25 protein-coding genes and 1 riboswitch are annotated in these 22,659 nt (G+C 64.1%); of the genes, 12 read left to right on the top strand and 13 right to left on the bottom strand.

All coding sequences use genetic code 11. The annotated features are described in order from the left end of the window. Positions 1–323 precede the first annotated feature (323 nt). Positions 324–581: a glyoxalase superfamily protein gene (locus tag D3227_RS21510; protein ID WP_342634006.1), complete on the top strand. Its 258-nt coding sequence runs from the start codon at positions 324–326 to the stop codon at positions 579–581. On the opposite strand, the gene D3227_RS21505 is transcribed toward D3227_RS21510, so the two are convergent. Continuing rightward, positions 576–1,460 (bottom strand): LysR family transcriptional regulator, encoded by an 885-nt coding sequence (locus tag D3227_RS21505; protein ID WP_120016319.1) that lies wholly within the window; start codon positions 1,458–1,460, stop codon positions 576–578. The genes D3227_RS21510 and D3227_RS21505 overlap by 6 nt on opposite strands. Before the next feature lie 212 nt (positions 1,461–1,672). Between D3227_RS21505 and D3227_RS21500 the strand changes: the two genes are divergently transcribed. Continuing rightward, positions 1,673–2,623 carry a DMT family transporter gene (locus D3227_RS21500; protein ID WP_120016318.1) on the top strand — a complete coding sequence of 317 codons (951 nt, stop codon included), beginning with the start codon at positions 1,673–1,675 and terminating at the stop codon, positions 2,621–2,623. A gap of 67 nt (positions 2,624–2,690) precedes the next feature. On the opposite strand, the gene D3227_RS21495 is transcribed toward D3227_RS21500, so the two are convergent. From D3227_RS21495 to D3227_RS21485, 3 genes are all read right to left on the bottom strand, one after another. Beyond that, on the bottom strand, positions 2,691–3,062 hold the full coding sequence (locus tag D3227_RS21495; protein WP_120016399.1) for a response regulator: 372 nt from the start codon (positions 3,060–3,062) through the stop codon (positions 2,691–2,693). Positions 3,063–3,114: 52 nt separating this feature from the next. Continuing rightward, a complete protein-coding gene (hpt, locus tag D3227_RS21490; protein ID WP_120016317.1) occupies positions 3,115–3,657 on the bottom strand; it encodes a hypoxanthine phosphoribosyltransferase in 543 nt (180 codons plus the stop codon). A gap of 115 nt (positions 3,658–3,772) precedes the next feature. After that, positions 3,773–4,420: a hypothetical protein gene (locus D3227_RS21485; protein ID WP_120016316.1), complete on the bottom strand. Its 648-nt coding sequence runs from the start codon at positions 4,418–4,420 to the stop codon at positions 3,773–3,775. A gap of 177 nt (positions 4,421–4,597) precedes the next feature. On the opposite strand from D3227_RS21485, the gene ftsE reads away from it, so the two are divergent. The 3 genes from ftsE to D3227_RS21470 all read left to right on the top strand — a co-directional run bounded on the left by ftsE (position 4,598) and on the right by D3227_RS21470 (position 7,084). Continuing rightward, on the top strand, positions 4,598–5,257 hold the full coding sequence (gene ftsE / locus D3227_RS21480; protein WP_120016315.1) for a cell division ATP-binding protein FtsE: 660 nt from the start codon (positions 4,598–4,600) through the stop codon (positions 5,255–5,257). Continuing rightward, on the top strand, positions 5,250–6,239 hold the full coding sequence (locus D3227_RS21475; RefSeq protein ID WP_120016314.1) for a cell division protein FtsX: 990 nt from the start codon (positions 5,250–5,252) through the stop codon (positions 6,237–6,239). Before ftsE ends, D3227_RS21475 begins: the two co-directional genes overlap by 8 nt. Before the next feature lie 122 nt (positions 6,240–6,361). After that, on the top strand, positions 6,362–7,084 hold the full coding sequence (locus D3227_RS21470) for a YdcF family protein (protein ID WP_120016313.1): 723 nt from the start codon (positions 6,362–6,364) through the stop codon (positions 7,082–7,084). Positions 7,085–7,100: 16 nt separating this feature from the next. Here the strand turns inward: D3227_RS21470 and D3227_RS21465 are convergent, their stop codons facing one another. After that, positions 7,101–7,721 (bottom strand): pyridoxamine 5'-phosphate oxidase family protein, encoded by a 621-nt coding sequence (locus D3227_RS21465; protein WP_120016312.1) that lies wholly within the window; start codon positions 7,719–7,721, stop codon positions 7,101–7,103. A gap of 114 nt (positions 7,722–7,835) precedes the next feature. On the opposite strand from D3227_RS21465, the gene D3227_RS21460 reads away from it, so the two are divergent. Continuing rightward, complete coding sequence (locus tag D3227_RS21460) at positions 7,836–8,741, top strand: LysR family transcriptional regulator (RefSeq protein WP_120016311.1); 906 nt, start codon at positions 7,836–7,838, stop codon at positions 8,739–8,741. Positions 8,742–8,845: 104 nt separating this feature from the next. Next, entirely contained in the window at positions 8,846–9,646 is an 801-nt protein-coding gene (locus D3227_RS21455) for a lysophospholipid acyltransferase family protein (RefSeq protein ID WP_120016310.1), read from the top strand. A 24-nt stretch (positions 9,647–9,670) separates the two neighbouring features. Here D3227_RS21455 and D3227_RS21450 read toward each other — a convergent pair whose 3' ends face one another. The 3 genes from D3227_RS21450 to D3227_RS21440 form a co-directional block, all read right to left on the bottom strand. Then, positions 9,671–10,291, bottom strand: coding sequence for a LysE family translocator (locus D3227_RS21450; RefSeq protein ID WP_120016309.1), 621 nt, complete (start codon positions 10,289–10,291; stop codon positions 9,671–9,673). 82 nt (positions 10,292–10,373) lie between these two features. Further along, on the bottom strand, positions 10,374–11,336 hold the full coding sequence (locus tag D3227_RS21445; protein ID WP_120016308.1) for an aldo/keto reductase: 963 nt from the start codon (positions 11,334–11,336) through the stop codon (positions 10,374–10,376). Between the two features lie 122 nt (positions 11,337–11,458). Beyond that, positions 11,459–11,995, bottom strand: coding sequence for a gamma-glutamylcyclotransferase (locus D3227_RS21440; RefSeq protein WP_120016307.1), 537 nt, complete (start codon positions 11,993–11,995; stop codon positions 11,459–11,461). A 122-nt stretch (positions 11,996–12,117) separates the two neighbouring features. Here D3227_RS21440 and D3227_RS21435 point away from each other — a divergent pair, with 122 nt between their 5' ends. Both D3227_RS21435 and D3227_RS21430 read left to right on the top strand, forming a co-directional pair. Continuing rightward, a complete protein-coding gene (locus D3227_RS21435) occupies positions 12,118–13,116 on the top strand; it encodes a DUF2125 domain-containing protein (protein WP_120016306.1) in 999 nt (332 codons plus the stop codon). Between the two features lie 9 nt (positions 13,117–13,125). Further along, positions 13,126–14,058 (top strand): sugar kinase, encoded by a 933-nt coding sequence (locus tag D3227_RS21430; protein ID WP_120016305.1) that lies wholly within the window; start codon positions 13,126–13,128, stop codon positions 14,056–14,058. Between the two features lie 3 nt (positions 14,059–14,061). Here the strand turns inward: D3227_RS21430 and D3227_RS21425 are convergent, their stop codons facing one another. Further along, positions 14,062–14,997 carry a prephenate/arogenate dehydrogenase family protein gene (locus tag D3227_RS21425; protein ID WP_208646410.1) on the bottom strand — a complete coding sequence of 312 codons (936 nt, stop codon included), beginning with the start codon at positions 14,995–14,997 and terminating at the stop codon, positions 14,062–14,064. Positions 14,998–15,003: 6 nt separating this feature from the next. After that, positions 15,004–16,113: a histidinol-phosphate transaminase gene (gene hisC / locus D3227_RS21420; protein WP_120016304.1), complete on the bottom strand. Its 1,110-nt coding sequence runs from the start codon at positions 16,111–16,113 to the stop codon at positions 15,004–15,006. Positions 16,114–16,249: 136 nt separating this feature from the next. Continuing rightward, positions 16,250–16,327, top strand: a riboswitch (SAM riboswitch). 76 nt (positions 16,328–16,403) lie between these two features. On the opposite strand from hisC, the gene metX reads away from it, so the two are divergent. Further along, positions 16,404–17,573: a homoserine O-acetyltransferase MetX gene (gene metX, locus D3227_RS21415; RefSeq protein ID WP_120016303.1), complete on the top strand. Its 1,170-nt coding sequence runs from the start codon at positions 16,404–16,406 to the stop codon at positions 17,571–17,573. A gap of 58 nt (positions 17,574–17,631) precedes the next feature. Further along, on the top strand, positions 17,632–18,246 hold the full coding sequence (gene metW / locus D3227_RS21410) for a methionine biosynthesis protein MetW (RefSeq protein WP_120016397.1): 615 nt from the start codon (positions 17,632–17,634) through the stop codon (positions 18,244–18,246). Between the two features lie 25 nt (positions 18,247–18,271). On the opposite strand, the gene D3227_RS21405 is transcribed toward metW, so the two are convergent. Next, positions 18,272–18,592 (bottom strand): DUF1330 domain-containing protein, encoded by a 321-nt coding sequence (locus D3227_RS21405; protein ID WP_120016302.1) that lies wholly within the window; start codon positions 18,590–18,592, stop codon positions 18,272–18,274. A gap of 328 nt (positions 18,593–18,920) precedes the next feature. On the opposite strand from D3227_RS21405, the gene D3227_RS21400 reads away from it, so the two are divergent. Continuing rightward, positions 18,921–19,856 (top strand): glycosyltransferase family 2 protein, encoded by a 936-nt coding sequence (locus tag D3227_RS21400; RefSeq protein ID WP_120016301.1) that lies wholly within the window; start codon positions 18,921–18,923, stop codon positions 19,854–19,856. A gap of 37 nt (positions 19,857–19,893) precedes the next feature. Here the strand turns inward: D3227_RS21400 and D3227_RS21395 are convergent, their stop codons facing one another. After that, complete coding sequence (locus D3227_RS21395; RefSeq protein ID WP_120016300.1) at positions 19,894–20,694, bottom strand: DUF1194 domain-containing protein; 801 nt, start codon at positions 20,692–20,694, stop codon at positions 19,894–19,896. 85 nt (positions 20,695–20,779) lie between these two features. Continuing rightward, positions 20,780–22,600, bottom strand: coding sequence for an ABC transporter ATP-binding protein/permease (locus tag D3227_RS21390; RefSeq protein WP_120016299.1), 1,821 nt, complete (start codon positions 22,598–22,600; stop codon positions 20,780–20,782). Between the last annotated feature and the right edge of the window lie 59 nt (positions 22,601–22,659).

Below are 22,659 nucleotides of genomic sequence, written 5' to 3'. Positions count from 1 at the left end.
AAAAAGTCGAAGTTCACGCAGGCCGCAGATCGCCTTCATTCTGCGGCAGACCGGGGGAGGGAGTGCCGGTTCCAGAGGTCTGCCGGAAGGCGCTCATCGCCGCCATCGTCTTATCGATCAGACAAGTGTCCACACCACCTATCAGCCGCCTCGCCCTGACCCACGACAACCTGTGGAGGCTCCACAGGGTGTGAGCGCCGCGCGTCCTTTAGGACGCGCAAAGGACGCTCTAACACTTTGATTCTACGCATTGTGCCTTCCGAAAATCGATTCCGATTTTCGGGCCGATGCGGTAATTCTATCTCGGCTTTCTCGGTTTCGAGCTGCGTTTCTACAGGCATGCCCGCGACGGTCGCGAACTGCATCTGAGCGAGCATCACGGCGACGGCTCGTCTGGCTCCCACATCCGCATCGCGGTGGCCGATGTCGCGGCACTGCATCGCGAACTGATCGGCAAGAAATACCGCTTTGCCAGGCCGGGGCTGGAAGAGACGCCGTGGCGAACCAAGGAGGTCACCGTCGGCGATCCGTTCGGCAACCGCCTGACCTTCTACGAGGGCATGCCCAACCCGGAGTCATAGATCCGGCGTGATACCCGCCTGACCGGTAAGCATGAACGCCTCGCGGATCGCCTGTTCCATGCTGTCGATGGCTTCGCCGGAAACGCTCGGATTGCGGTGCAGAACGACATTCGAGGAATCGATGTCGCCGAAGCCGTCGGCTGCACCGAGTTCGCGGCAGCCGGCGGGAATGTTGCTGCGCGAGATCGGCGCGATCGCCAGGCCCGAGGTCACGGCGAGCGTCAGGCCGCCATTGGTATCGCTGGTATAGGCGACGCGGTAGCCGACGCCACGCTGCTCCAGCGATTTGATGGCGAAGTCGCGGCACCAGCCACCACGGTTGTAGAGCGCGATCGGCACCGGCCGCTCCTCATGCATGTGATGGATGGCCGACGTGACCCAGACCGTCGGATCATGCATCAGCACCTCGCCGCCCGACAGACCTTCCCATTCGAACACCACGGCGAGATCGAGCTGGCCCGCCGCCAGCGCCCGCATCTGCGAGTCGGAATGGGCGTAGCGCACGGTGACCTCGACCTGCGGATGGCGCTTGGCGAAGGCGCCGAGCGCGCGTGACAGGATCGAATGGCCATATTCGGCCGGAATGCCGATTCGGACCGGACCGCCGAGCGGCGGCGCCAACAGCGACGCCGCCGTCTCGTCGAGCAGCGAAACGATGCGCCTGGCATTGACGATCAATTCGCCGCCGCGGCGTGTCAGCGAAACGCCACGCGAGCCGCGCTCGAACAGGCTGTCGCCGACCATGCTCTCGAGCTTCTTCATCTGCATGGAGACCGCCGACTGGGTGCGGCCTGCCTGTTCCGCCGCCTTGGTGAAATTGCCGGTCTCGGCCACCGCGACGAAGGTGCGCAGCAGGTCGCTGTCGAGGGTAGGCTTCATCGCATTTCGCCATAAGAATTTTTGATTGCTGGCATCATTCCAATTCGTTTGCAACATGTCAAACGCCGGACGATAGTCCCCTCACCCATTGGATATGCGACCGCGAAATCGGTGGCGGACCAATCGAAGAGTCCTCACTCATACCCGCTGCCCGAAAACGGTGGCGGGTTCTTTTTACTTGGTACGCAGTGGCTCGCGGGGGGCCGAAGCATATGCAGAACCGGATGACGCTTGGCATCTTGTGCCTCTGTCTGGGCGTCCTGGTCTTTTCGCTGCAGGACCCGCTCGTCAAAGCGGTATCGGGAGCCTATCCGGTAACCGAGGTGATGGCGATCCGCGCGATCATCGCTCTTCCAATACTGATCGTTCTCGTCCACGCCGATGTCGGATTGCGGGCTTTGCTGTCGCGGCGCTTTGGCCTGCTGACGTTGCGCGCCTTCATCCAGTTCTCGTCCTACACGGTCTACTATCTGGCGATCGCCGCCCTGCCGCTGGCCGACGCGGTGGCGCTTTATTTCATGGCGCCTCTATTCATCATGGCGCTCGCCGGCCCCTATCTCGGCGAGCGCGTCTCATGGCAGACGCTGGCGACCGTTCTGATCGGCCTGGTCGGCGTTCTGGTGATGCTGCGCCCCGGCGCCGGATTGTTCGACTGGGCGGCCCTGCTCTCGCTCGGCTCGGCTGCGCTCTACGGCTTTTCGCAACTTATGGCGCGCAGGATCGGCGATACCGAATCGTCGACGGTCATGGCCTTCTACCAGAATGGCGCCTATCTCACTGGCGCCATCGTGGTCGCCGGCGCGTTTCACCTCGCCGGCATCACCCATGCGGTCCATCCGAGCCTCGAATTCCTGGTGCGGCCATGGGTGTGGCCGGCACTGCCGGATTTCCTCAAGATGGCCGCCTGCGGCTTCGTCGCCTCGGCCGGCATGATCCTGTTGTCGCAGGGCTACCGGCTGGCGCCGGCCAACCGTGTCGCCACCTTCGAATACACCGGCATCCTCTGGTCGCCGCTCTGGGGTTTTCTGTTCTTCGCCGAGGTGCCCAGGGGAACAACGATGCTAGGTGCGGCGCTGATCATTGGCGCCGGCCTGCTCGCCCTCAACGGCGAGCGGCGCCGCAGCGCCGCACCCGCGCTCGCCGCAACCGGCGACGCGGCCTAAATTGGAGTAATTTCAGGAAAGGTGGGCAGCGGTTTTCCGTCGAAATTGCGGAAAACAGAAGAGGCGATCAGGCGAAACAGTTGAGCGCGCGCCCAACACGGGCGCGGATCTCCGCCAGCGTAAACGGCTTCTGCACGACATCGAGAATGATGCCGTTCAGTTCCTCGGCGCGCTCCCGCTGATCGGCATAGCCGGTCATCAGCAGGATCTTCATCGCCGGGAACAGCTTCGCTGCAGCGGTCGCCATCTCGATGCCGTCCATCTCCGGCATGCGGATATCGGAAACCACCAGATCGTAGCCGCCACGGGCCTGCTGGATCAACGCCAACCCTTGTGCGCCGTCAGCGGCGATGGCCACGCTGTGCCCGTCGCGTTCGAGCGCGCGGGCGGCGAGAGTGCGGACGGACTCATCGTCCTCGACGATCAGAAGCTTTGCCATGGCGGCATATTTGGCGGCGAAAAGTTGACTTTTCCTGAACCGCAAACGGCTTTTATGCGTCGCCCTTGACGACGCCGACAAACGGCAGTTCCCGAAACGCGTGCGCCACGTCCATGCCGTAGCCGACGACGAAATAGTCGGGGCAGTCGAAGCCGACATAATCGGCGTTGAGCGCCGTCTGGCGGCGCATGCGCTTGTCGAGCAGCACGGCGATCGAACAGCTTTTGGCGCCGCGCGACAGCATCAGGTCGCGGGTGAAGGAGAGCGTCTTGCCGGATTCGAGAATGTCGTCGATCAGCAGCACATCGCGGCCAGCGACCTCATTGTCGATGTCGCGCAGCACCCTCACCTCGCCGCTGATGGTGCCGGCGCCATAGCTGGAAATGAAGATGAACTCGACCTCCGGCGACAGGCCGACATCGTGCATGGCGCGGATGAGGTCGGCGGCGAAGATAAAGGATCCCTTCAGCACCGAAATCACAAGCAGGTCATGGTAATCGTGACCGGCTATCTCCTTGGCAAGTTCAAGATTGCGCCGGGCGATCGCCGACGCCGAAAACAGGACCTCGATGTCCTTGCCACGCACAACTGGCATTTTGGGCCCTCCAGGCGCTCCGCCTACAGGGCCACGACCTTTTGGGCCTGCGGACGCGCTGTAGACTTTTTTGATTTTGCACACGATCCCAGGAAACCGGTTCCTGGATCGAGCCTTAGCCGGCGAACGTGACCGATACGGCCTTGACCCCGTTTCTAGGCACATCGAGGCGGCTGGAAAAGCCGAATCTTTCACCGGGCGCCAAGGACCGGCTCGATGTCCCCAGCGTATAGCGCGTTACCTGGCTGTCATTGCCGGTGACCCGGATCTCCAGAGGCGGCAACGGTGCGGCCCTTGCCCCGTCATTGGCCGCTTCACCGTCCACGAACAACACCGGCTTCAGGCCGGAGGCATCGATGCGAGAGGTTACGCCCGAGATGCTGAGCGCGACACCGGCCGGCTGTTCGGCGGCCCAGAACGGCGATTGGCGCACCAGCGCGTGGCCGCCTGAGACCCAGAAGGCGGCAAGTGCGGCGCCGACGCCGGCGATCCAGAAGATCGGCCCGCCGCGCGAGGCCGGCGGGCGCTCTGCTGCGGCTTCGGGTTTGCGCAGCATCTCCATACCTTCGATCGAGGGCGCATCGCTCATGCGCGAAGCAGGCGGCGCCAGGGCTTGCGCCTTGACGCCATGGCGCGGCAGCACCTCATAGTCGGCATCGACGATGTCGGCGGCCGGCGCGCGCGGTTCCGCCGCGGCACTTGTCCCCAGCCCGGTCATGATTTCGCCGGAAACCGGGCGCGCGGTTCGATCTTCAGCCATTATGGCCCTTGTTCGTCTTCGTTTCTTTTGCGTAAACGGAAATGGTTAACGCTTCCCAACCGGAACCCCTGTGTTGAACCGAAAAACACCAAAAATTAACCGACGGTTAACCATGCCGGCCGATGGTCATTTGAGAGAAAGGGCTGGCACGCCGCCGCCGCAAGTTTCAGGTCGTCGAACGTGATCCGCTTCGAAAACGTCGGCCTCCGCTATGGCATGGGTCCGGAAATCCTCCGTGACATTTCCCTGCACATTCCGGAGCGCTCCTTCCAGTTCTTGAGCGGCCCTTCGGGCGCCGGCAAGACGACGCTGCTGCGCCTTCTGTTCATGTCGCTGAAGCCGACGCGTGGGCTGATCACCATCTTCGGCAAGGACCGCTCGCGCATCTCGCGCAGCGAGCTGCCGCATCTGAGGCGGCGCATCGGCGTCGTGTTCCAGGATTTCCGCCTGCTCGACCACATGACCACCTATGAGAACGTGGCCTTGCCGCTGCGCGTGCGCGGGCGCGAGGAAGCGACCTATCGCACCGACGTAACCGAACTGCTGAAATGGGTCGGCCTCGGCGAGCGCATGCATGTGCTGCCGCCGGTGCTGTCGGGCGGCGAAAAGCAGCGCGCGGCGATCGCACGTGCGCTGATCGAGCAACCCGAGATCCTGCTTGCCGACGAGCCGACCGGCAATGTCGACCCGCCGCTGGCGCGCCGGCTGCTCAGGCTGTTCATCGAACTCAATCGTCTCGGCACGGCGGTGGTGATTGCAACCCACGATCTCGGCCTGATGGAGCAGGTCGACGCGCGGCGCATGATCCTGGCCGGCGGAAGGCTTGATGTCTATGACTGAGCTTTCCGTAGAACACCTGCACGAAGAGCCTGCCGAGATGGCCGGCGCGGTGCAGCGCGTCCAACGCAAGATGGCGCCGATCGTGCCGGCGCAGAACATTGCCGGCCGGGCGCTGGTGCTGGTCATAGCCATCATGACCTTCCTGTCCTGCCTGACCTTCGGCGCGGTGACGCTGGTGCGCGACACCGCGTCGGTCTGGGAGAACCAGATCTCGCGCGAGGCGACGATCCAGATCAAACCGGTCGAAGGTCTCGACATGGAGGCAGCCCTTGCCCAGGCCTCGCAGATCGCCGGCGAATTCCCCGGTGTAAAGGAGACCAGGATCATCGACCGCGACGCGACCGCCCGGCTGCTGGAACCGTGGCTGGGCTCGGGCCTGAACATCGACGAGTTGCCGGTGCCGCGCCTGGTCGTCGTCACCATCGACGAGAACAACCCGCCAGACTTCGCCGCCATGCGCGCCGCGATCACGCCCAAGCTGCCGAGTGCCGCACTCGACGATCATCGCACCTGGGTCGACCGGCTGGTCGCCATGGCCCGCACGACGGTGACCATCGGCATCGCCGTGCTGGCGCTGATGCTGTCGGCCACCGTGCTGACGGTGGTGTTCGCGACGCGTGGCGCCATGGCCGGCAACGGCCACATCATCGAGGTGCTGCATTTCGTCGGCGCCGAAGCGCGCTTCATCGCACGTGAATTCCGCTGGCACTTCCTGGTCACCGGCATGAAGGGTGCCGCTGCCGGCGGGGCCGCCGCCATTCTGGTATTCATCGTCTTTTCCTGGTGGTCGTCGCGCAATATGGCGACGCCGCAGGCCGACCAGGCAACCGCTCTGTTCGGCAATTTCGCCATCGGATCGGCAGGCTATCTCGGCGTCGGCCTGATGGTGCTGGTGATCGGCGCGCTGACGGCGGCGACGTCGCACGCCACCGTTGTCACCTATCTCAGCGACATCGACATCCGTCAGCCGGACGCGAACTGATGCTCGGATGGCGAGCCTGCATGAAACGAAACGGGCTCAGCAATGATCACGGTAGAAAACTGACGTAACGCAATGTGCGCTTTTTTTCCTATCAAAGGCCACATTTCAGGATTAACCATAGGATGATGGACGCGAGGGACTCAACCGGAACGGCTGGACAGATGCCAGTGGTTGGTTCCCTTTCGCATGCCCGAGGCTGGCCGAGCCGATTGGCAAGAGCCGTGCGCATCTCCGCTTTCTCCATTCTCGTGCTGGCCGCCTTGTTTGCCGGCGGTTTCGGCTGGTTCGCCAGCACCGTCAGCCACATGACCACGCCAGCCAATCCGGCCAAGGCCGACGCCATCATCGTGCTCACCGGCGGCCAGTCGCGCCTCGATGCGGCAATGGACCTGCTTGCCTCCGGCAAGGGTGAGCGTCTCTTGATCAGCGGCGTCCACCCTTCGGCCAGCCGCCGCCAGCTCCAGGCCGCCACCGGCGGCGACAAGGCGCTGTTTTCGTGCTGCGTCGACATCGACCGCGCCGCCCTCGACACGATCGGCAATGCCGAGGAGAGCGCCAAATGGGTGGAGAGCCACGCCTACGGCACCGTCATCCTCGTCACCAACAATTACCACATGCCGCGCAGCCTGCTCGAGATGAGCCGGTTGCTGCACGGCGCGCGGCTCGAGCCCTACCCGGTGGTCAACACCAATCTCGGTAATGGCGGCTGGCTGACCAAGCCGGAGGCGCTGCGCGTGCTTTTGACCGAATACAGCAAATATGTGCTGGCGCTGGCACGCGGCATCGTGCCGGCTCGCCAGACCGGCAGCATCGCGGTGGCGCAAGCCGCCACGGCGCATAAGTGAGCGCCGTTGGCAGGCATCAGCCAGCGGCGGCAGCGCGCAGACCGGCAATCTCCGCTTCGAGACATTCTATACGCCGGTCGCGTTCGGCCAGGGCGGCTGCCACGTCGGCCGCCTCGAAGCGCTGCGGAATGTGCTGCGGGCAATTGGAATCCCAGGCCGCAACGGTGAACAGAATGACCTGCTCGGGACGCGCCTTGTAATCCCCGGGCATCAGCTTCGCCATCAGTTCGGTGTCGTCCTCGACGATGCGGGCCGTACCCCAGATCTTGATGCGCTGCCTGCGGGCGTAGTCGATCAGGAACAGGAAAGCCTGAGCATTGTCGCTCAAATTGCCCTGGGTGATGAACTGCCTGTTGCCGGAGAAGTCGGCAAAGCCGATCGTGCGCTCGTCGATTACCTTCAGGAAGCCTGCCGGCCCGCCGCGATGCTGGATATAGGGCTGGCCCGCGCCATTGGCCGTTGCCAGGAAGATGCTGGTCTGCGCCTCGATGAAACCGGCGAGGTCGGGCGTGATCACTGCCTGCCAGCCGCCGCGCTCCTCGACGCGGGCATAGGCATCGCGCGAACCCTTGCGGCTCTGGATCGCCTTGACGGTCGGCGTAAAGGCGACATCGCTGGTGAAGGTGTGGGCATTCATGGGAAGCCTCCTTGAGGCCGGACCTATGGCCATTGGCCACAACAGCTAATACCTTCCATCCTTCGGATGTAGATGGCATGTTTGTAATCCATCCTTCCATTTTTCGGGAGAAGCATGGATCGTCTCGAGGCTATGTCGCTGTTCGTCGCCGCGGTGGAGGCTGGCAGCCTTTCCGCGGCAGGACGCCGTTTCGGCATTCCGCTGGCGACGGTCAGCCGCAAGGTCTCCGACCTGGAAAGACATCTGAAGACGCGTCTTTTGAACCGGTCGACGCGACGGCTGACGCTTACCGATGCCGGGCAGGCCTATCTGGCCGCCTGTCGTCGCATTCTGGACGAGGTCGGCGAGGCCGAACGCAGCGCCGCCGGCGAATACAGCGTACCCACCGGCGAACTGATCATCAGCGCGCCGATCGTCTTTGGCCGCCTGCATGTGCTGCCGGTCGTCACCGCCTTCCTCGCGGCCTACCCCGAAGTGGCGGTCCGGCTGACGCTGGCCGACCGGATAACCCAGTTGGTCGAGGAGCATATCGACCTTGCCGTGCGCATCGGCGATCTGCCCGACTCGAGCCTGGTCGCCATCCGCGTCGGCTCGATCCGCCGCGTCGTCTGCGCGAGCCCCGCCTATCTTGCCGCCCACGGCACGCCGCAATCTCCCTGGGATCTGGCCGGACACAGCTGCATCACTTTCGAGAACCTCTCCACTCCCGCCGCCTGGACCTTCGTCGCCGGGAAGAGCGAGCTCGCCGTTCCGGTCAGCTCTCGCCTCCGGGTCAACACGGCGGAAGCCGCAATCGACGCCGCGGTCGCCGGCGTCGGGGTGACGAAGGTGCTGTCCTACCAGATCGCCGCCGAGATGCGCTCCGGCACGCTATGCCCCATCCTGCAGGAGTTCGAGTTGCAGCCATGGCCCGTGAGCCTCGTCCATGCCGGCCAGGGCCTGCTGCCGGTGAAACTGCGCGCCTTCCTCGACTTCGCCGCGCCGCGCCTGAAGGAGCGCCTGACGCAGGCAATGTGGTAGACGGATGGCGCGCGCAGGCCCGGGATCGTTCCCGGAACCGCACGTTTCCTTTTTGCCCGCGCTTGGTGTAACCAACGCACACCTCCTCACCGGGCCCTTCCCGCATGCTCTACATCCGCTCGCTGGCGTTCAACCTCGTCTTCTACGTCAACCTGATCGTCCAGATGATCCTCTGGACGCCGTATTACTTCCTGTCGCCGCGCCACCGTGCCTGGTTCGTGCCGAAATTCTGGTCCGGTACCTGCATGTGGCTCTACGACAAAATCGCCGGCACCAAGAGCGAGATCACCGGCCTGGAGAACCTGCCCGAGGGTTCTTTCATCCTGGCGCCGAAGCACCAGTCGTTCTGGGACGCGATCGCCTTTTTCCCTTTCCTCCAGGACCCGCTCTACATCCTGAAGCGGGAACTGACCTGGATCCCGTTCTTCGGCTGGTACATCATGAAGATGCGCATGATCCCGGTTGACCGCGGCAGCCGCTCCAAGGCGTTGAAGGCCGTGGTCTCCGCGACCAGGGAAGAGATGGCGCGCAATCCGCGCCAGCTGATCATCTATCCCGAAGGCACGCGTCGCGCGCCGGGCGACGAGCCGGCCTACAAGTACGGCATCGTCGAGCTCTACACCCAGCTTGGCGTCCCCGTGGTGCCCGTGGCGCATGTTGCTGGCCTCTACTGGCCACGCCGCAAATTCCTGCGCTACCCCGGCACCGTCAAAGCTCGCTTCCTGCCGCCGATCCCCGCAGGACTCGACAGGGAAGAATTCATGGAGCGGCTGATCGGCGAAACGGAAGCCGCCTGCGATCAGATGCTTGTCGAGGCCGCGTGCGCGCCAAACCCGCCGCCGATGCCGCCGGCGGCGGTGAAGCGGCTGGCGGAACTCGGCGCGGCGAACGAGGCGAAGGCCTGATCCCTAGCCGTCCCGCCGGTCGGCTCACGGCCACGCCGCCAGTACCGTGGTCAGCACCAGCGTTGCGGCGAACACCAGGTTGATGATCCGCGAGGCCAGCGGCTGACGCAGAAAGCGCGCGAATGCCGCCCCGGCGAGAAGCCACAGCGCATGGATGGCGACGATCATCAAGGCGAGGATCGCCAGCGTGGCTGGAATGCCGAGACCCCCGGCTCCCGATGAAGCGCCGGCGAGTACGGCGGCAATCGCCACATAGGCTTTCGGGTTGGCGACGGCGAGCAGGAAGCCGCCGAGGAAAGTGGGATAGGCAGCGCCACTTTCACGCGCGGCCAGCGGCGGCGCCGTCGCTATCTTAAAGGCGAGATAGAGGATGTAGGCCGCCGAGGCGACCGCCAGCAGCGGCGCCAACGTCGGCATCGAGGCAAGCACCGCCATGATGCCGGTGGCCACTACCAGCAGCACCGCGATCGTGCCGACGACAATCCCCGACGCGTAACGGAGCGAACCGCGCAGGCCGAAGGCGGCGCCGACGGCAGTCACGCTGATCGTCGCCGGGCCTGGACTGCCCATGACGACGGTTGCCGCCAGCACCAGCGCCAGCAATTGCTGCCACGGCTGCGTATGCGAGAAAACCTCTCCGGCCATGCCGTTTCCTGCCTCTGCCACGAGGTCGGGAAGAGTGCGGCAAGGCGGCAGTTCTCGTCTTGAACGATCGTGCTGAATCCGTTCAGGCGGCTCTCATTTGCACGCTGGCTTCGTCCAGCGCGGCCATATCGTCCACGCCAAGCTTCAGCGATGCGGCGTGTACCAGGCTGTCCATCTGGGCGAGCGTCGTGGCGCTGGCGATCGGCGCGGTGATGCCCGGCCGCGCCATCACCCAGGCCAACGCCACCTCCGCCTGCGTAGCCGAATGACGCTCGGCCGCGGCATCGAGTGCGCTCAGGATGCGCATGCCGCGTGGATTGAGATAGTCCTTGACGCCGCCGCCGCGTTGGCTTTTGCCGAGGTCGGCCTCGCTGCGGTATTTGCCGCTCAGAAACCCCTTGGCGAGACCGTAATAGCTGATGACGCCAATGTCCTCCGCGAGGCAGAGATCGCGCAGCGGACCATCGAAGGGTGAGCGGTCGTAGAGATTGTAAGCAGGCTGCAGCACCTCGTAGCGCGGCAGGCTGCGCAGGCTTGCCACGTCCAGGGCGGCGCGCAACTGGCCGGCATCGAGGTTGGAGCAGCCGGCATGGCGGATCTTGCCCTTGGCGAGCAGGCTCTGGTAGGCGCCGAGCGTTTCCTCGTAAGGCGTCGCCGGATCCGGCCAATGCGACAGATAAAGGTCGATCACATCGGTCTGCAGCCGCTTCAGCGACTGGTCGACTGCCTTTTCGATATAGGCAGCGGAAAGGTCCCGCCTGCCCTGACCCATGTCCGAGCCGACCTTGGTGATGACGATGATCTTGTCGCGGTTGCCGCGGCTTTTCATCCATTTGCCGATGATGGTTTCGGACTCGCCACCCTTGTTGCCGGCATGCCAGCGCGAATAGGCATCGGCCGTGTCGATGGCGTTGAAGCCGGCCTCGGCAAAGCGGTCGAGCAGGTCGAAGGAGGTCTTTTCGTCGGCGGTCCAGCCAAAGACATTGCCGCCCACAACCAGCGGCGCGATGGAAAGGTCGGTACGACCGAGACGGCGTTTCTGCAAGATCTGGCTCCGTGATGCTGGAATTGGGCGGACGAAACCCGAAAAGCTCCGGGCTGGAGCTAAGCTAGGTCTCGTCATGCCGAGGTCAAAGGCCTGGCTGCGCTTTCCTGCGGGCCAGCGCTTCACAAAGGCGCGAGCCGTCGGGCCACCTCTTCCAGCCAGTGGTCACTTATGCCCAGCGCCTCGAGATGCTCCAGCGTGCTGAACAGATAATCCTCGTTCCTGCCAGACTGGCCGACGGCGCCGCGCACAACATCAGCCGCATGCGCTGCATCGAGCCCCCCAGCATACTGCTCATGCTTGCGGTCGACGATATAGGCGACCGCGCGCACCGTCTTGCCCCCGGTCATGCCGTTCCTGTCGAGGCGGATATCGAGCGAGCGTTCGAGATAGACGCTGGTCACCAGTTCGCGTTCGCGCAGATAGGTGAGCACCTCGTCGCGCAACTCGCCGGGCACGCGAAACGCCAGCCCGACGCAGGAGCCGCCACGGTCGAGGCCGAGCACAAGACCCGGACGCTCACGCGTGCCGCGATGCACGAAGGAATAGACGCAGAGCGACCGGCGGTAGCCGTAAAGGCGGGCGCGCCGCGTCTCGACATGCGCGAATCCCGGTCGCCAGATCAGCGACCCATAGCCAAAAACCCAAAAATCGCCCATATCGCCAAGCCTGATTGCACGAGAGTGACGACTCCGCACCGGAATCGGTGCTTTTCCGTCTATCTGCTTGTTGCGTAAACGACAGTCCACCCGCAACACGCGGCGTTAATGAAAGCTGCAGCATGACGTCAAGTGACGAGCGCCCGCCGAACTTTCGCCGCCGGCTGTTCTGGCTTGCCGCTTTCATTGCCGTGCTGTTCGCCATCTACAGTGGCGGCTGGTTCTATCTGGCCGACCGTGTCAGGAGCGAAGCCGACAAGGCGGTGGCCGCCCTCAACGGCAACGGCATCGAGGCCGGCTGCTCCAACCTGAACGTCAGCGGCTATCCGCTGAGCTTCGCCGTCTCCTGCGATACGCTCGCCTATGAGGACGACACCAGGAATGTCGCCGCCTCGACCGGCAGCTTCAATGCCGTCGCGCAGATCACCCGGCCTTTGAGCCCTGTCGCCGACCTGCGCGGACCGCTCAGGACCTCCATACCGGGCATGACGCCGCTCTGGATCGACTGGGACAGGCTGCGGGCGGACGTCAAACTCTCCTGGCCGCTGCCCCGGCGCGTTGCGCTGAAGGCGGAGGGCTTGTCGGGCCAGACCGACCCGGCCGACGACACCGATCCGGTCTCGCTGTTCAGCGCCGGAACGGCGGCGGGGCAATTGCAGCCCGATGGCCAGGACATCGCCTACACTGGAAGCTTCGGCGATCTCGAGATCGACGCCAACGCCATCGGCGGCCGCGTGCTGCCGGCGCTCGACGGCAGCGGCGAGGCAACGCTGAAGAACGGCGTCGCACTGATCGGGAAGCAGATAAAGAGCCTGCGCGGCCAGGCCGTCGACATCGCCAAGCTGGACCTCTCGTCAGGCACCGCGCGGGTTACGGTCTCCGGACCGCTGTCGGTCGATGCCGAGGGCCTGATCGACGCCGATCTGACGATCAGGCTGAAAGATCCCAAGGCGGTGGCGGCAATCCTCGGCACCGCCATCCCCGAGCGCAAGAGCGAGATCGAGCAAGGCTTTGCCGGCCTGGCAATGCTCGGCAACGAACCCTCGATGCCGCTCAAGATCGTCAAGGGCAAGGCATCGCTCGGCTTCATTCCGCTGGGCAAGATCAAGCCGGTCGATTAGGAACAACGAATGAGCAGACCGGTAAGGCTCCTGAGCGTTGGCGCGCTGACGCTGGACACCATCCTTCGTCTCGACACGCTGCCCATGCATCAGGGCAAGTTCATCGCCTCCGACGCTGCCCAAATGGCCTCGGGCATGGCTACCAGTGCTGCTTGCGCCGCGCGGCGTCTCGGCGCCGAGGTCTCGCTCTGGGCAAGTGCGGGTGACGATGCTGTCGGCGACCAGCTCATCGCCGAGATCGAGGCCGAGGGCGTCGATTGCAGCCTTGTCCGCCGCGTCAAGGGCGCACGATCGGCACTGGCCGCGATCCTGGTCGATGCCCATGGCGAGCGCATCATCGTTCCCTTCTATGATCCGAAGGCGCAGACCGATCCCGAGAAATTGCCCTCCGATCTTTCCGGCTTCGACGCCGTGCTGGTCGACGTGCGCTGGCCGGACGCAGCCGCACTGGCCCTGACCGCGGCGCGCGCCGCCAGCCGTCCGGCGATCCTCGATGCCGACACCGCGCCGCTGGAGGTGCTGGAGCAATTGTTGCCTTTAGCCACGCACATCGTCGCCTCGGAGCCGGCGGCGCGCATCGTCTGCGGCCAGGCGCTGGATCCGGAGACCGCCTGTGCCGACCTCGCCAGTCGCACCGATGCCTTTGTCGCGGTCACGGGCGGGGCGCAGGGAAGCTGGTGGCATGACCGTTCCGCCGGCTGCGTGCGCCATGTCGAGGCGCCAAGGGTCAAGGCGGTGGACACACTTGCCGCTGGCGACGTGTTTCACGGCGCCTTTGCCGTCGGCCTAGCGGAGGCCATGCCTCCGGAACAAGCCTTGCGCTTTGCCAGTGCTGCCGCCGCGCTCAAATGCCAACGCTTCGGCGGCCGGCTGGGCGCGCCGGACCGGGCCGAGACGCTGGCGATGATGGCCGCCCACTGGCCAGCAGCTTTGGAAGCGTAAGACCTACCCTTTGGCCGGGTGCTCGACTGCTTGCCGGCCGAAATCCGGCACGTCGATGTCCTGGCCGGCCTCGATGATCGAGCGGCGCACGGCGCGGGTGCGGGTAAACAGATCGAACAGCTTTTCGCCGTCGCCCCAGCGGATCGCCCGCTGCAGCGAGGCTAGATCCTCCGAGAAGCGAGCCAGCATTTCGAGGATGGCGTCCTTGTTGTGCAGGCAGACGTCGCGCCACATGGTCGGGTCGGAGGCGGCGAGACGGGTGAAGTCGCGAAAACCGGAGGCCGAGTATTTGATGACTTCGGACTTGGTCACCGATTGCAAATCGTCCGCGGTGCCGACGATGTTGTAGGCGATGATATGCGGCAAATGCGAGACGATGGCCAAAGTCATGTCGTGATGCTGCGGGTCCATCGTGTCGATGTTGGAGCCGCAGCGCCGCCAGAATTCCGACAGCCGCTCCAGTGCGTCCGGGTCGGTGCCCGGCACCGGCGTGAAGATGCACCAGCGATTGTCGAAGAGGTCGGCGAAGCCGGCGTCAGGGCCCGATTTTTCCGTGCCGGCCAGTGGATGACCGGGAATGAAATGGACACCCTCAGGCACATGCGGCTGCATCTGCGCGATCACGGAGGCCTTGGTCGAACCAACATCGGTGAGGATGGCGCCCTTCTTCAGCGCTGGCGCGATTTCTTCCGCGACCGCGCCGGAGGAGCCGACCGGCACCGAGACGATGACCAGATCGGCATCGCGCACCGCCTCGGCTGCATCGGTGGTGTAGGAATCCCCGAGGCCAAGTTCCTGCGCCCGCGCCAGTGTAGTCGGGCTGCGCGTAGCGATGGAGACATGGCCGGCCAGCCCCTCGCGGCGGATGACTCGGGCCAGCGACGAGCCGATCAGGCCGATGCCGACCAGCGCGGTCTTTTCGAACAGCGGTGATGTCATGGTGTTCTAGCTTTTCAGGAATGTCGTGAGGGCGTCGATGACGCCGCGATTGGCTTCTTCGGTGCCGATGCTCATGCGCAGCGCATTGGGAAAGCCGTAGCCGGAAACGCGCCGCAATATGAAACCTCGCGCCGTAAGGTAGTCGTCTGCGGCCGCCGCCGAATGCTTCTTGTCGTCGGGAAAGTGGATCAGCACGAAATTACCAACGCTCGGCGTTACCCTCAGGCCGAGCTTTGGCAGTTCTTCATTCAACCAGTTGAGCCATTTCTCGTTGTGCATCACGCTGCGCTCGACATGGGCGCGGTCGCGGATGGCGGCGATGCCGGCCTCGATCGCCGTGGCGTTGACGTTGAAGGGGCCGCGAATGCGGTTGATCGCATCGACAATGTGCATGGGGCCGTACATCCAGCCGATCCGCGCCCCGCCAAGGCCGAGCTTGGAGAAGGTACGGGTCATGACCACGTTCTCCGCGCTGCCCGCCAGCTCGATACCGGCTTCATAGTCATTGCGGCGCACATATTCGGCGTAAGCCGCGTCGAGCACCAGAAGCACGTTTTTCGGCAGGCTCGCATGCAGGCGGCGCACCTCCTGGAACGGCACATAGGTGCCGGTCGGGTTGTTGGGATTGGCGAGGAACACGATCTTTGTGCGCGGCGTCACGGCGGCCAGTATCGCATCGATGTCGGCGCGCTCGTCGGTTTCCTTGACCGCGACCGGTGTTGCACCGGCCGACTGGATGTAGATCTTGTAGACCATGAAGGCGTGCTCGGTGAAGACGGCCTCATCGCCGGGCGCCAGGTAGGTCTGAGCCAGCAGGCCCAATATCTCGTCGGAGCCGTTGGAACAGATGAGGTTTGCCGCATTCAGCCCGTGCACCTCGGCGATCGCCTCGCGCAGCCGCCTGGCGGTGCCATCGGGATAGACGTCAAGCTTTGCCGCGATTTCACGCGCCGCTGCGATCGCCTTCGGCGACGGGCCGAGCGGGTTCTCGTTCGACGACAGTTTGTAGACCTTGGCGACACCGGCCGGCGCCGTGCTCTTGCCCGGCACATAGGCGTCGATGTCCATGATGCCCGCGCGGGGCGTTGGCCGTGCCTGATCCGGTCTCTTGTTCATGTCTAACAAATCCGTCGAGAATGCTTCCACCCGGAAGCCGCAGCGGAAATACTAGCCGTAGCCCGGAATGTCGAGAGCCGGCGGTGGTGCGAGCGGCCGGCCGTTGACGCCACGGCGCGCTAGTTCTAGAAGAATGTGACAGTTCCGTGGTGATTTGGCCGGTCGGCTTGCAGCCACGTTAAACAACTCGCTAAAGGGCCGTTTGCATCCTGTAACCGGCTTTGCGAAGGCATTGCCGGTTTTTTGTTGTCCGCTGCCGGCCGGACGATGCGCAATGCAAGAGAGAGATAATGGCCGCTCCGCGCCCTGGAAAAACCAACAACGAGATCGACGCACCGTCGAGCCCGGTGTTGCGTTTCGGCGCCGACAAGCCGCTGAAGCTCGACGCCGGCACGCTTTTGTCGCCGTTCCAGATCGCCTACCAGACCTACGGCACTTTGAACGATGCCCGCTCCAACGCCATCCTCGTCTGCCATGCGCTGACCGGCGACCAGCATGTTGCCAGCACCAATCCGGTAACCGGCAAGCCGGGCTGGTGGGAGGCGCTGATCGGCCCCGGCAGGATCATCGACACCAACCGTTTCTTCGTCATCTGCTCCAACGTCCTCGGCGGCTGCCTGGGTTCCACCGGCCCCGCTTCGACCAATCCGGCCACCGGCAAGCCCTACGGGCTCGACCTGCCGATCATCACCATCCGCGACATGGTGCGGGCACAGCTTATGCTGGTCGATCATTTCGGCATCGAAAAACTGTTTTGCGTGCTCGGCGGCTCGATGGGCGGCATGCAGGTGCTGGAATGGGCCTCGACCTGTCCGGAGCGCGTCTTCTCGGCGCTGCCGATCGCCACCGGCGCCCGCCATTCCTCGCAGAACATTGCCTTCCATGAGGTCGGCCGGCAGGCCGTCATGGCCGACCCGGACTGGCATGGCGGCAAATATTTCGAGCATGGCAAGCGTCCGGAGAAGGGCCTGGCGGTGGCGCGCATGGCCGCCCACATCACCTATCTGTCGGAAGCGGCACTTCATCGCAAGTTCGGCCGCAATTTGCAGGACCGCGACGCGCTGACCTTCGGCTTCGATGCCGACTTCCAGATCGAAAGCTATCTGCGCCATCAGGGCATGACCTTCGTCGATCGCTTCGACGCCAACTCCTATCTCTACATGACCCGTTCGATGGATTACTTCGACCTTGCCGCCGACCATGGCGGCCGGCTGGCCGATGCCTTTGCCGGCACCAAGACCCGCTTCTGCCTGGTGTCCTTCACGAGTGACTGGCTGTTCCCGACCGAAGAGAGCCGCTCCATCGTGCATGCTCTGAACGCCGCCGGCGCCTCCGTGTCCTTCGTCGAGATCGACACCGACCGCGGCCACGATGCCTTCCTGCTCGAGGAACCGGAATTGTTCGCCGCCATCAACGGCTTTATCGGCTCGGCCGCTCGGGCGAGAGGGCTCAGCGCATGACCCCGAAAAGTTGCAGACTTTTCGGACCGGAATCATGCGCTGGGCAGGAGGCGAAACCATGAGCGTCAATCGCGCCCAGCGCGTCGACCTTGAAGTGGTCGCCGGTCTCATCCCGGCGCGGTCGCGGGTGCTCGACGTCGGATCCGGCGACGGCCTGCTGCTCGAACTGCTGCAGGCGACCAAGCAGGTCGACGGCCGCGGCCTGGAACTGTCGCAGCGCGGCGTCAACGAATGCGTGGCGCGCGGCCTCAGCGTCATCCAGGGCAACGCCGACACGGACCTCGAATTCTATCCCGACAAGGGTTTTGATTTCGTCGTCCTGTCGCAGACGCTGCAGGCCACCCGCAACCCGAAACTGGTGCTCGACGAACTGCTGAGGATCGGCAACCGCGCCATCGTCTCCTTCCCCAATTTCGGCCACTGGCGGGTGCGGCTGTCGCTGTTCGTCAAGGGGCGGATGCCGGTGACCAAGGACCTGCCCTATTCCTGGTACGACACGCCAAACATCCATTTCTGCACCATCCGCGACTTCGTCAATCTGGTCGAGGAGCTCGGCGCCACGGTGGAAAGGGCAACCGCTCTCGACGCCAACGGCCAGAAGATCGGCCTGTCGATGCCGTGGTGGTTCTGGAACTTCTTCGGCCAGCAAGCGGTGTTCCTGCTGAAGCGATGACCTTGGCCGGCTGTCGGCCATGCAGCTATTCCAGAACGTCGGTGGCCTTGTGCGGACGTTCGACGCCGTCGACGAAGATCACGTCGGCCTGCGAGTTTTCGGTGCGCAGCGCCAGGATCGCCTGATAGGCGGACGAGTTGTACCACCCGCGTACATGGTCGCGGTCGGGGAATTCGATGACGATCAGATGTCCCGGCCAGGTGTTTTCAACGACCTCCACCACGCCGCCATGCACCAGGAAGCGGCCGCCGAAGGGTTCCAGCGTGGCGTCGATCTTGTGCAGATATTCGACAATCTCAGGTCCCAATGTGGCTTGGCGCATAAGGGCAACGGCGTAAGCGGTCATGGCTGAACTCCTCTTTTTGCAACTGGGAGCAGCTTTGCCGACATGCGGTAGGCAAGTCGATTACGTGACGGGTAATAGCACGGCTACTTCTCCCAGGCGGCAGTTGGATCGGCTTCGACATTCCTCCGGCTGGGCTTGCCAGCCGAGAGACGGTGTTGCAGTTCAGGCGCGGCTTGTGAAATTCGACGGGCGCACGGCTTGCCTGCCGGCAGTCGGGATGACACAGGCGTTTCTTTTTTGTACGGTCGAATCGAACGCAATCCCGGGGTGGGTATGGAAGGCGGCCATCAAATCTATCCGCACATCGCAGAACCCGGGGCATAGCCGCATGGGCAAAACCGTCGACCCAGCTCCCCTTATCACGGTGATCACACCGACCCACAATCGTCGCGACCAGGTGGTGCGCGCAGTGGAAAGTGTGCTGGCGCAAAGCCTTACCCAGTTCGAGCACATTGTTGTCGACGACGGATCGACCGACGCCACTGCCGCGGCCCTTGCCGCCATCCGCGATCCTCGGCTGGTCTATGTCGGCGCGAAATGGCGCGGCGCCAATGCCGCCCGCAATGCCGGCATCGAGCGAGCGCGCGCGCCGATCGTGGCTTTCCTTGATTCGGACGATGTCTACCTGCCGGACCGGCTGGAGCGGACGCTGGCACGCTTCGACGAGAACCCATCGCTGGAAATCCTCATCAGCTCGTTCGTCTCGGTGAAAGGCGGCCGCAGCACCAAATGCGTCAATCGCGAAGCTTTCCTGACCCGCAGCTCGCTGGAGAAGGCGCTGGTCGGACAGACGATCTTCATCGCCGGCTCCGCGATCACCGCCCGCCGCGAATCCCTGCTGGCGATCGGCGGTTACGACAGCGACATCGCGCGCATGCAGGATCGCGAATTGCTGCTGCGTTTTGCCCGGCGCAGCGGGGCACTGCTGTCAGAGGACATCGACTGGAAGAAATACAATTCGGAGAATTCGATCTCGGGTCGCCGCGACGGCTATGTCGAAGCCTACGCAAACCTGATCGACAAACACCCTTACATCGCCGATCGATATCCCGACGTCCCGCCCTATATGATCGCGCGCCAGATCATCTCCGATGCGATGAAGGGCAGGGTTTCCCAGGCATTCGCAGGCTATCTGGCCAACCGGTCGTCGAAGGCACTCGGCTACTCGCTGCCGCAGCTGTTGCGCGGCTATGTCGGCGGCCGGCGCTGGCGCCGCAATCTCTACGATGAGTTCCGCGAGAAATACGGCACGCGGCCGGCCTGAACCATCTCGAAACCGGAGGTTCGGGAAAACTCACGGTTTATCGATCGAGTTCTGGAAAATACGGGTCTGAAAAAAACCGCCGGTCGCGCTCGCCCTGCAGGCAGTCGATGGGCGCCGCCGCGTCGATCCGGACTGTCGTTGCGTTGGCGATGCCGCTCACTTCGAGGATGAGCTTGCGGCGAATGGCAGTCGAAAATTCGGAAGCTGCATAGATCGGCAGCACGAAGGACCCTGGGCCGCCGGTGACGCATTGCGCATAATAGCTGTCGAGATGGCTGAAGGTCGGCGACGGGCTGATCAGGATCGGCAGGCCGTTGATGACAATACCCTTTGCCAGCGCCGCATCGCGCGTCGCTGTGACCGGCGGGCCGATATTGTTGGGGCCGTCGCCTGACATGTCGATGACGCGACGCGCGCCAGTGAAGCCGGTTTTTTCGAAGAGGTCGGCGCCGAAGGCAAGCGCACCGGAAATCGAGGTACCGCGAAAGCTGCGGAACGGGCGGGCCGCGATCCTGTCGGCGAAGGCGTTGGCGCTGTCGCTGCCGTCGATGATCTGCCAGGCGAGGATGGCGTCGTCGCGAACGGTGCCCGCCCACTCGAAATAGGCCAGCGCAATGCGCCCGTTTGTGCCCGAACGCACCGCCTTGATGAAATCCGGATGCCTGAGCGCCGCGACATAGCCGGCGCGCTGCAGGGCAAACTCCTTCTCGTTCATCGACAGCGAGATGTCGACGGCCAGCACCAGTTCGACATCCACGGCAATCGTGTCGGCTGGCACAGGCAGGGGTGCTGCCTGGGTACAGGCGAAACAGGCAAGCAGGCTGAACATGTCGAGCATGGCTGCGTGCGTCCGAGTGATGCGGACGATCTTCCCCGGCGATCGCGGCAAAATAAAGCTTGCCCGGTTGCTTCTTTCGGCGAGCTTACTTCTTTCGCCTTGCGGCGGGCGGCGGCTCGATGGCTCCGGCCCTGACGCGGGCGGGCTTGAGCGCCGATCCGCCGCTATCCTTCACGATCGTCAGCGAGCGCGGGAAGAACTGGTTGTTGTGCTGGCCGCGGCCGATGTTGAGGATGGCGGCGTCGGGCAGGCGGCGCGCCAGCATCGACAGCACCTGCCTCAGTGTCGCGCCGTCGAACGTATCCAGCGCCTCGTCGATGATCACCCATTTCGGCCGCCTGAGCGCAAGCCTGGCAATGGCCAGCAGGCGCTGCTCGTCATCGGCCAACTCATGCTCCCAGCGCGCCGAACGGTCGAGCGAGGATGCGAGCCGCTGGAGACCGACCTCGGCCAGCACCGCCGCGATCTCGGCATCGTCGACCGGTGCGGTGCCGTCGATGTGGTTGAGCACTTCGCGCAGCGTCCCGAGCGGGAAATAAGGGGTTCGCGGAACGAAGATCGGCGCATCGCCGGTCGGCATGCCGATCCGCCCGCTGCCCCACGGCCACAGGCCGGCAATGGCGCGAAAGAACAGCGTCTTGCCGGCGCGCGGGTCGCCGGTGATCATGACGCGCTCGCCGGGGCGTATCTCGACGTCCTGCTCGGCGAGCTTTGTACACCCATCCGGCGACGCGACCTCGAGCCTTTCGAAGGTCAGCCTGCCGTCAGGATTTTGACCGAATTCGATGCGCTTTTCCTTGTCGTGGAGGATGTCGGTTTCGCCAAGCGCGATGCGGAAATCGGCGACACGCATCAGCGTCGCCCGCCAGTCGGCGATGCCACCGATATTGTTGATGAACCAGCGTAGCGAGGAGTGCACCTGGTTGAAGGCGCCGACCGCCATCATCAGGCCGCCGAAGCTGATATCGCCGGCGAAATAGACCGGCGAAGCGACCAGGATCGGCGCGACCACGGTGATCCAGCCATAGGTGTCGGTGACCCAGGACAGGTTGATCTGCGCGCTGTAGATGCGCTTCATGGCGCCGAGCACGGTGCCGAGATCGATCTCGAGCTGCCGCCTGGCATCCGCCTCGCCATGCGCGAGCGCGATGGCGTCGACATTCTCGTTGACGCGGACCATCGAGGACCTGAGTTCCGCCTCGCGCGTATAGCGATCGCTGTTGAAGCGGATCAGCGGCCGTCCGACCAGCCAGCTCAGCCAGGAGGCGATACCGGCATAGAGGATCGCCGCCCATACCATGTATCCGGGTATCGCCAACGATTTGCCGCCGATGTGGAAAACGAAGCCCGAGGACAGCGTCCACAAGACGCCGATAAAGGACACGAGCAGGATGAAGGACTGCAGCAGGCCGACACCGAGATCGGTCGACAGATCGGACAGGTGCGCGGCATCCTGCTGCATGCGTTGGTCGGGATTGACGCCGATGGCACCGGCGTGCGCCAGCCGGAAGGCGCGCGCCGGCCGCATCCATTCATCGATCAGGTCGAGCGTCAGCGCCTGGCGCAGCTTCAGCCGGATCGTCTGGTTGAGCCAGGTCTGGCCGACATTGAGCACCAACAGCCCGCCGGCAATTTCGGCAAAGACAACAAGCTGGTGCAGAAAACCCTGCATGTCGCGCCTTGCCAGCGCATCGTAGAAGGGCTGGTTCCAGCGGTTGAGCAGAACCTGGCCGATCGCGGTCGCGACAATGACGGCGACAATGCCGATCGAGGCCCAGGCGAGCGGCTTGCGTACCGGCGAGGTCTTCAGCGCCTGCCGGATCGTCTTCAACTGGTCGCCGAGGCTGCTGGCTTCTACCGACACGGCCTGTCCCGCGCCGGCTATGACATCCGCTTGATCCGCCATGCGTGATATCCCTGCATTCGGAAGAGTGGTGGAGCCGGGTCAGTACCATGACCGGCCAT

This window comes from Mesorhizobium waimense (genome assembly GCF_003601975.1).
In the GTDB taxonomy this organism is placed as follows: Bacteria; Pseudomonadota; Alphaproteobacteria; order Rhizobiales; family Rhizobiaceae; genus Mesorhizobium; species Mesorhizobium waimense.
Note: the sequence above shows the minus strand (reverse complement) of the source record. Positions and strands in the feature narration are given on the sequence as shown.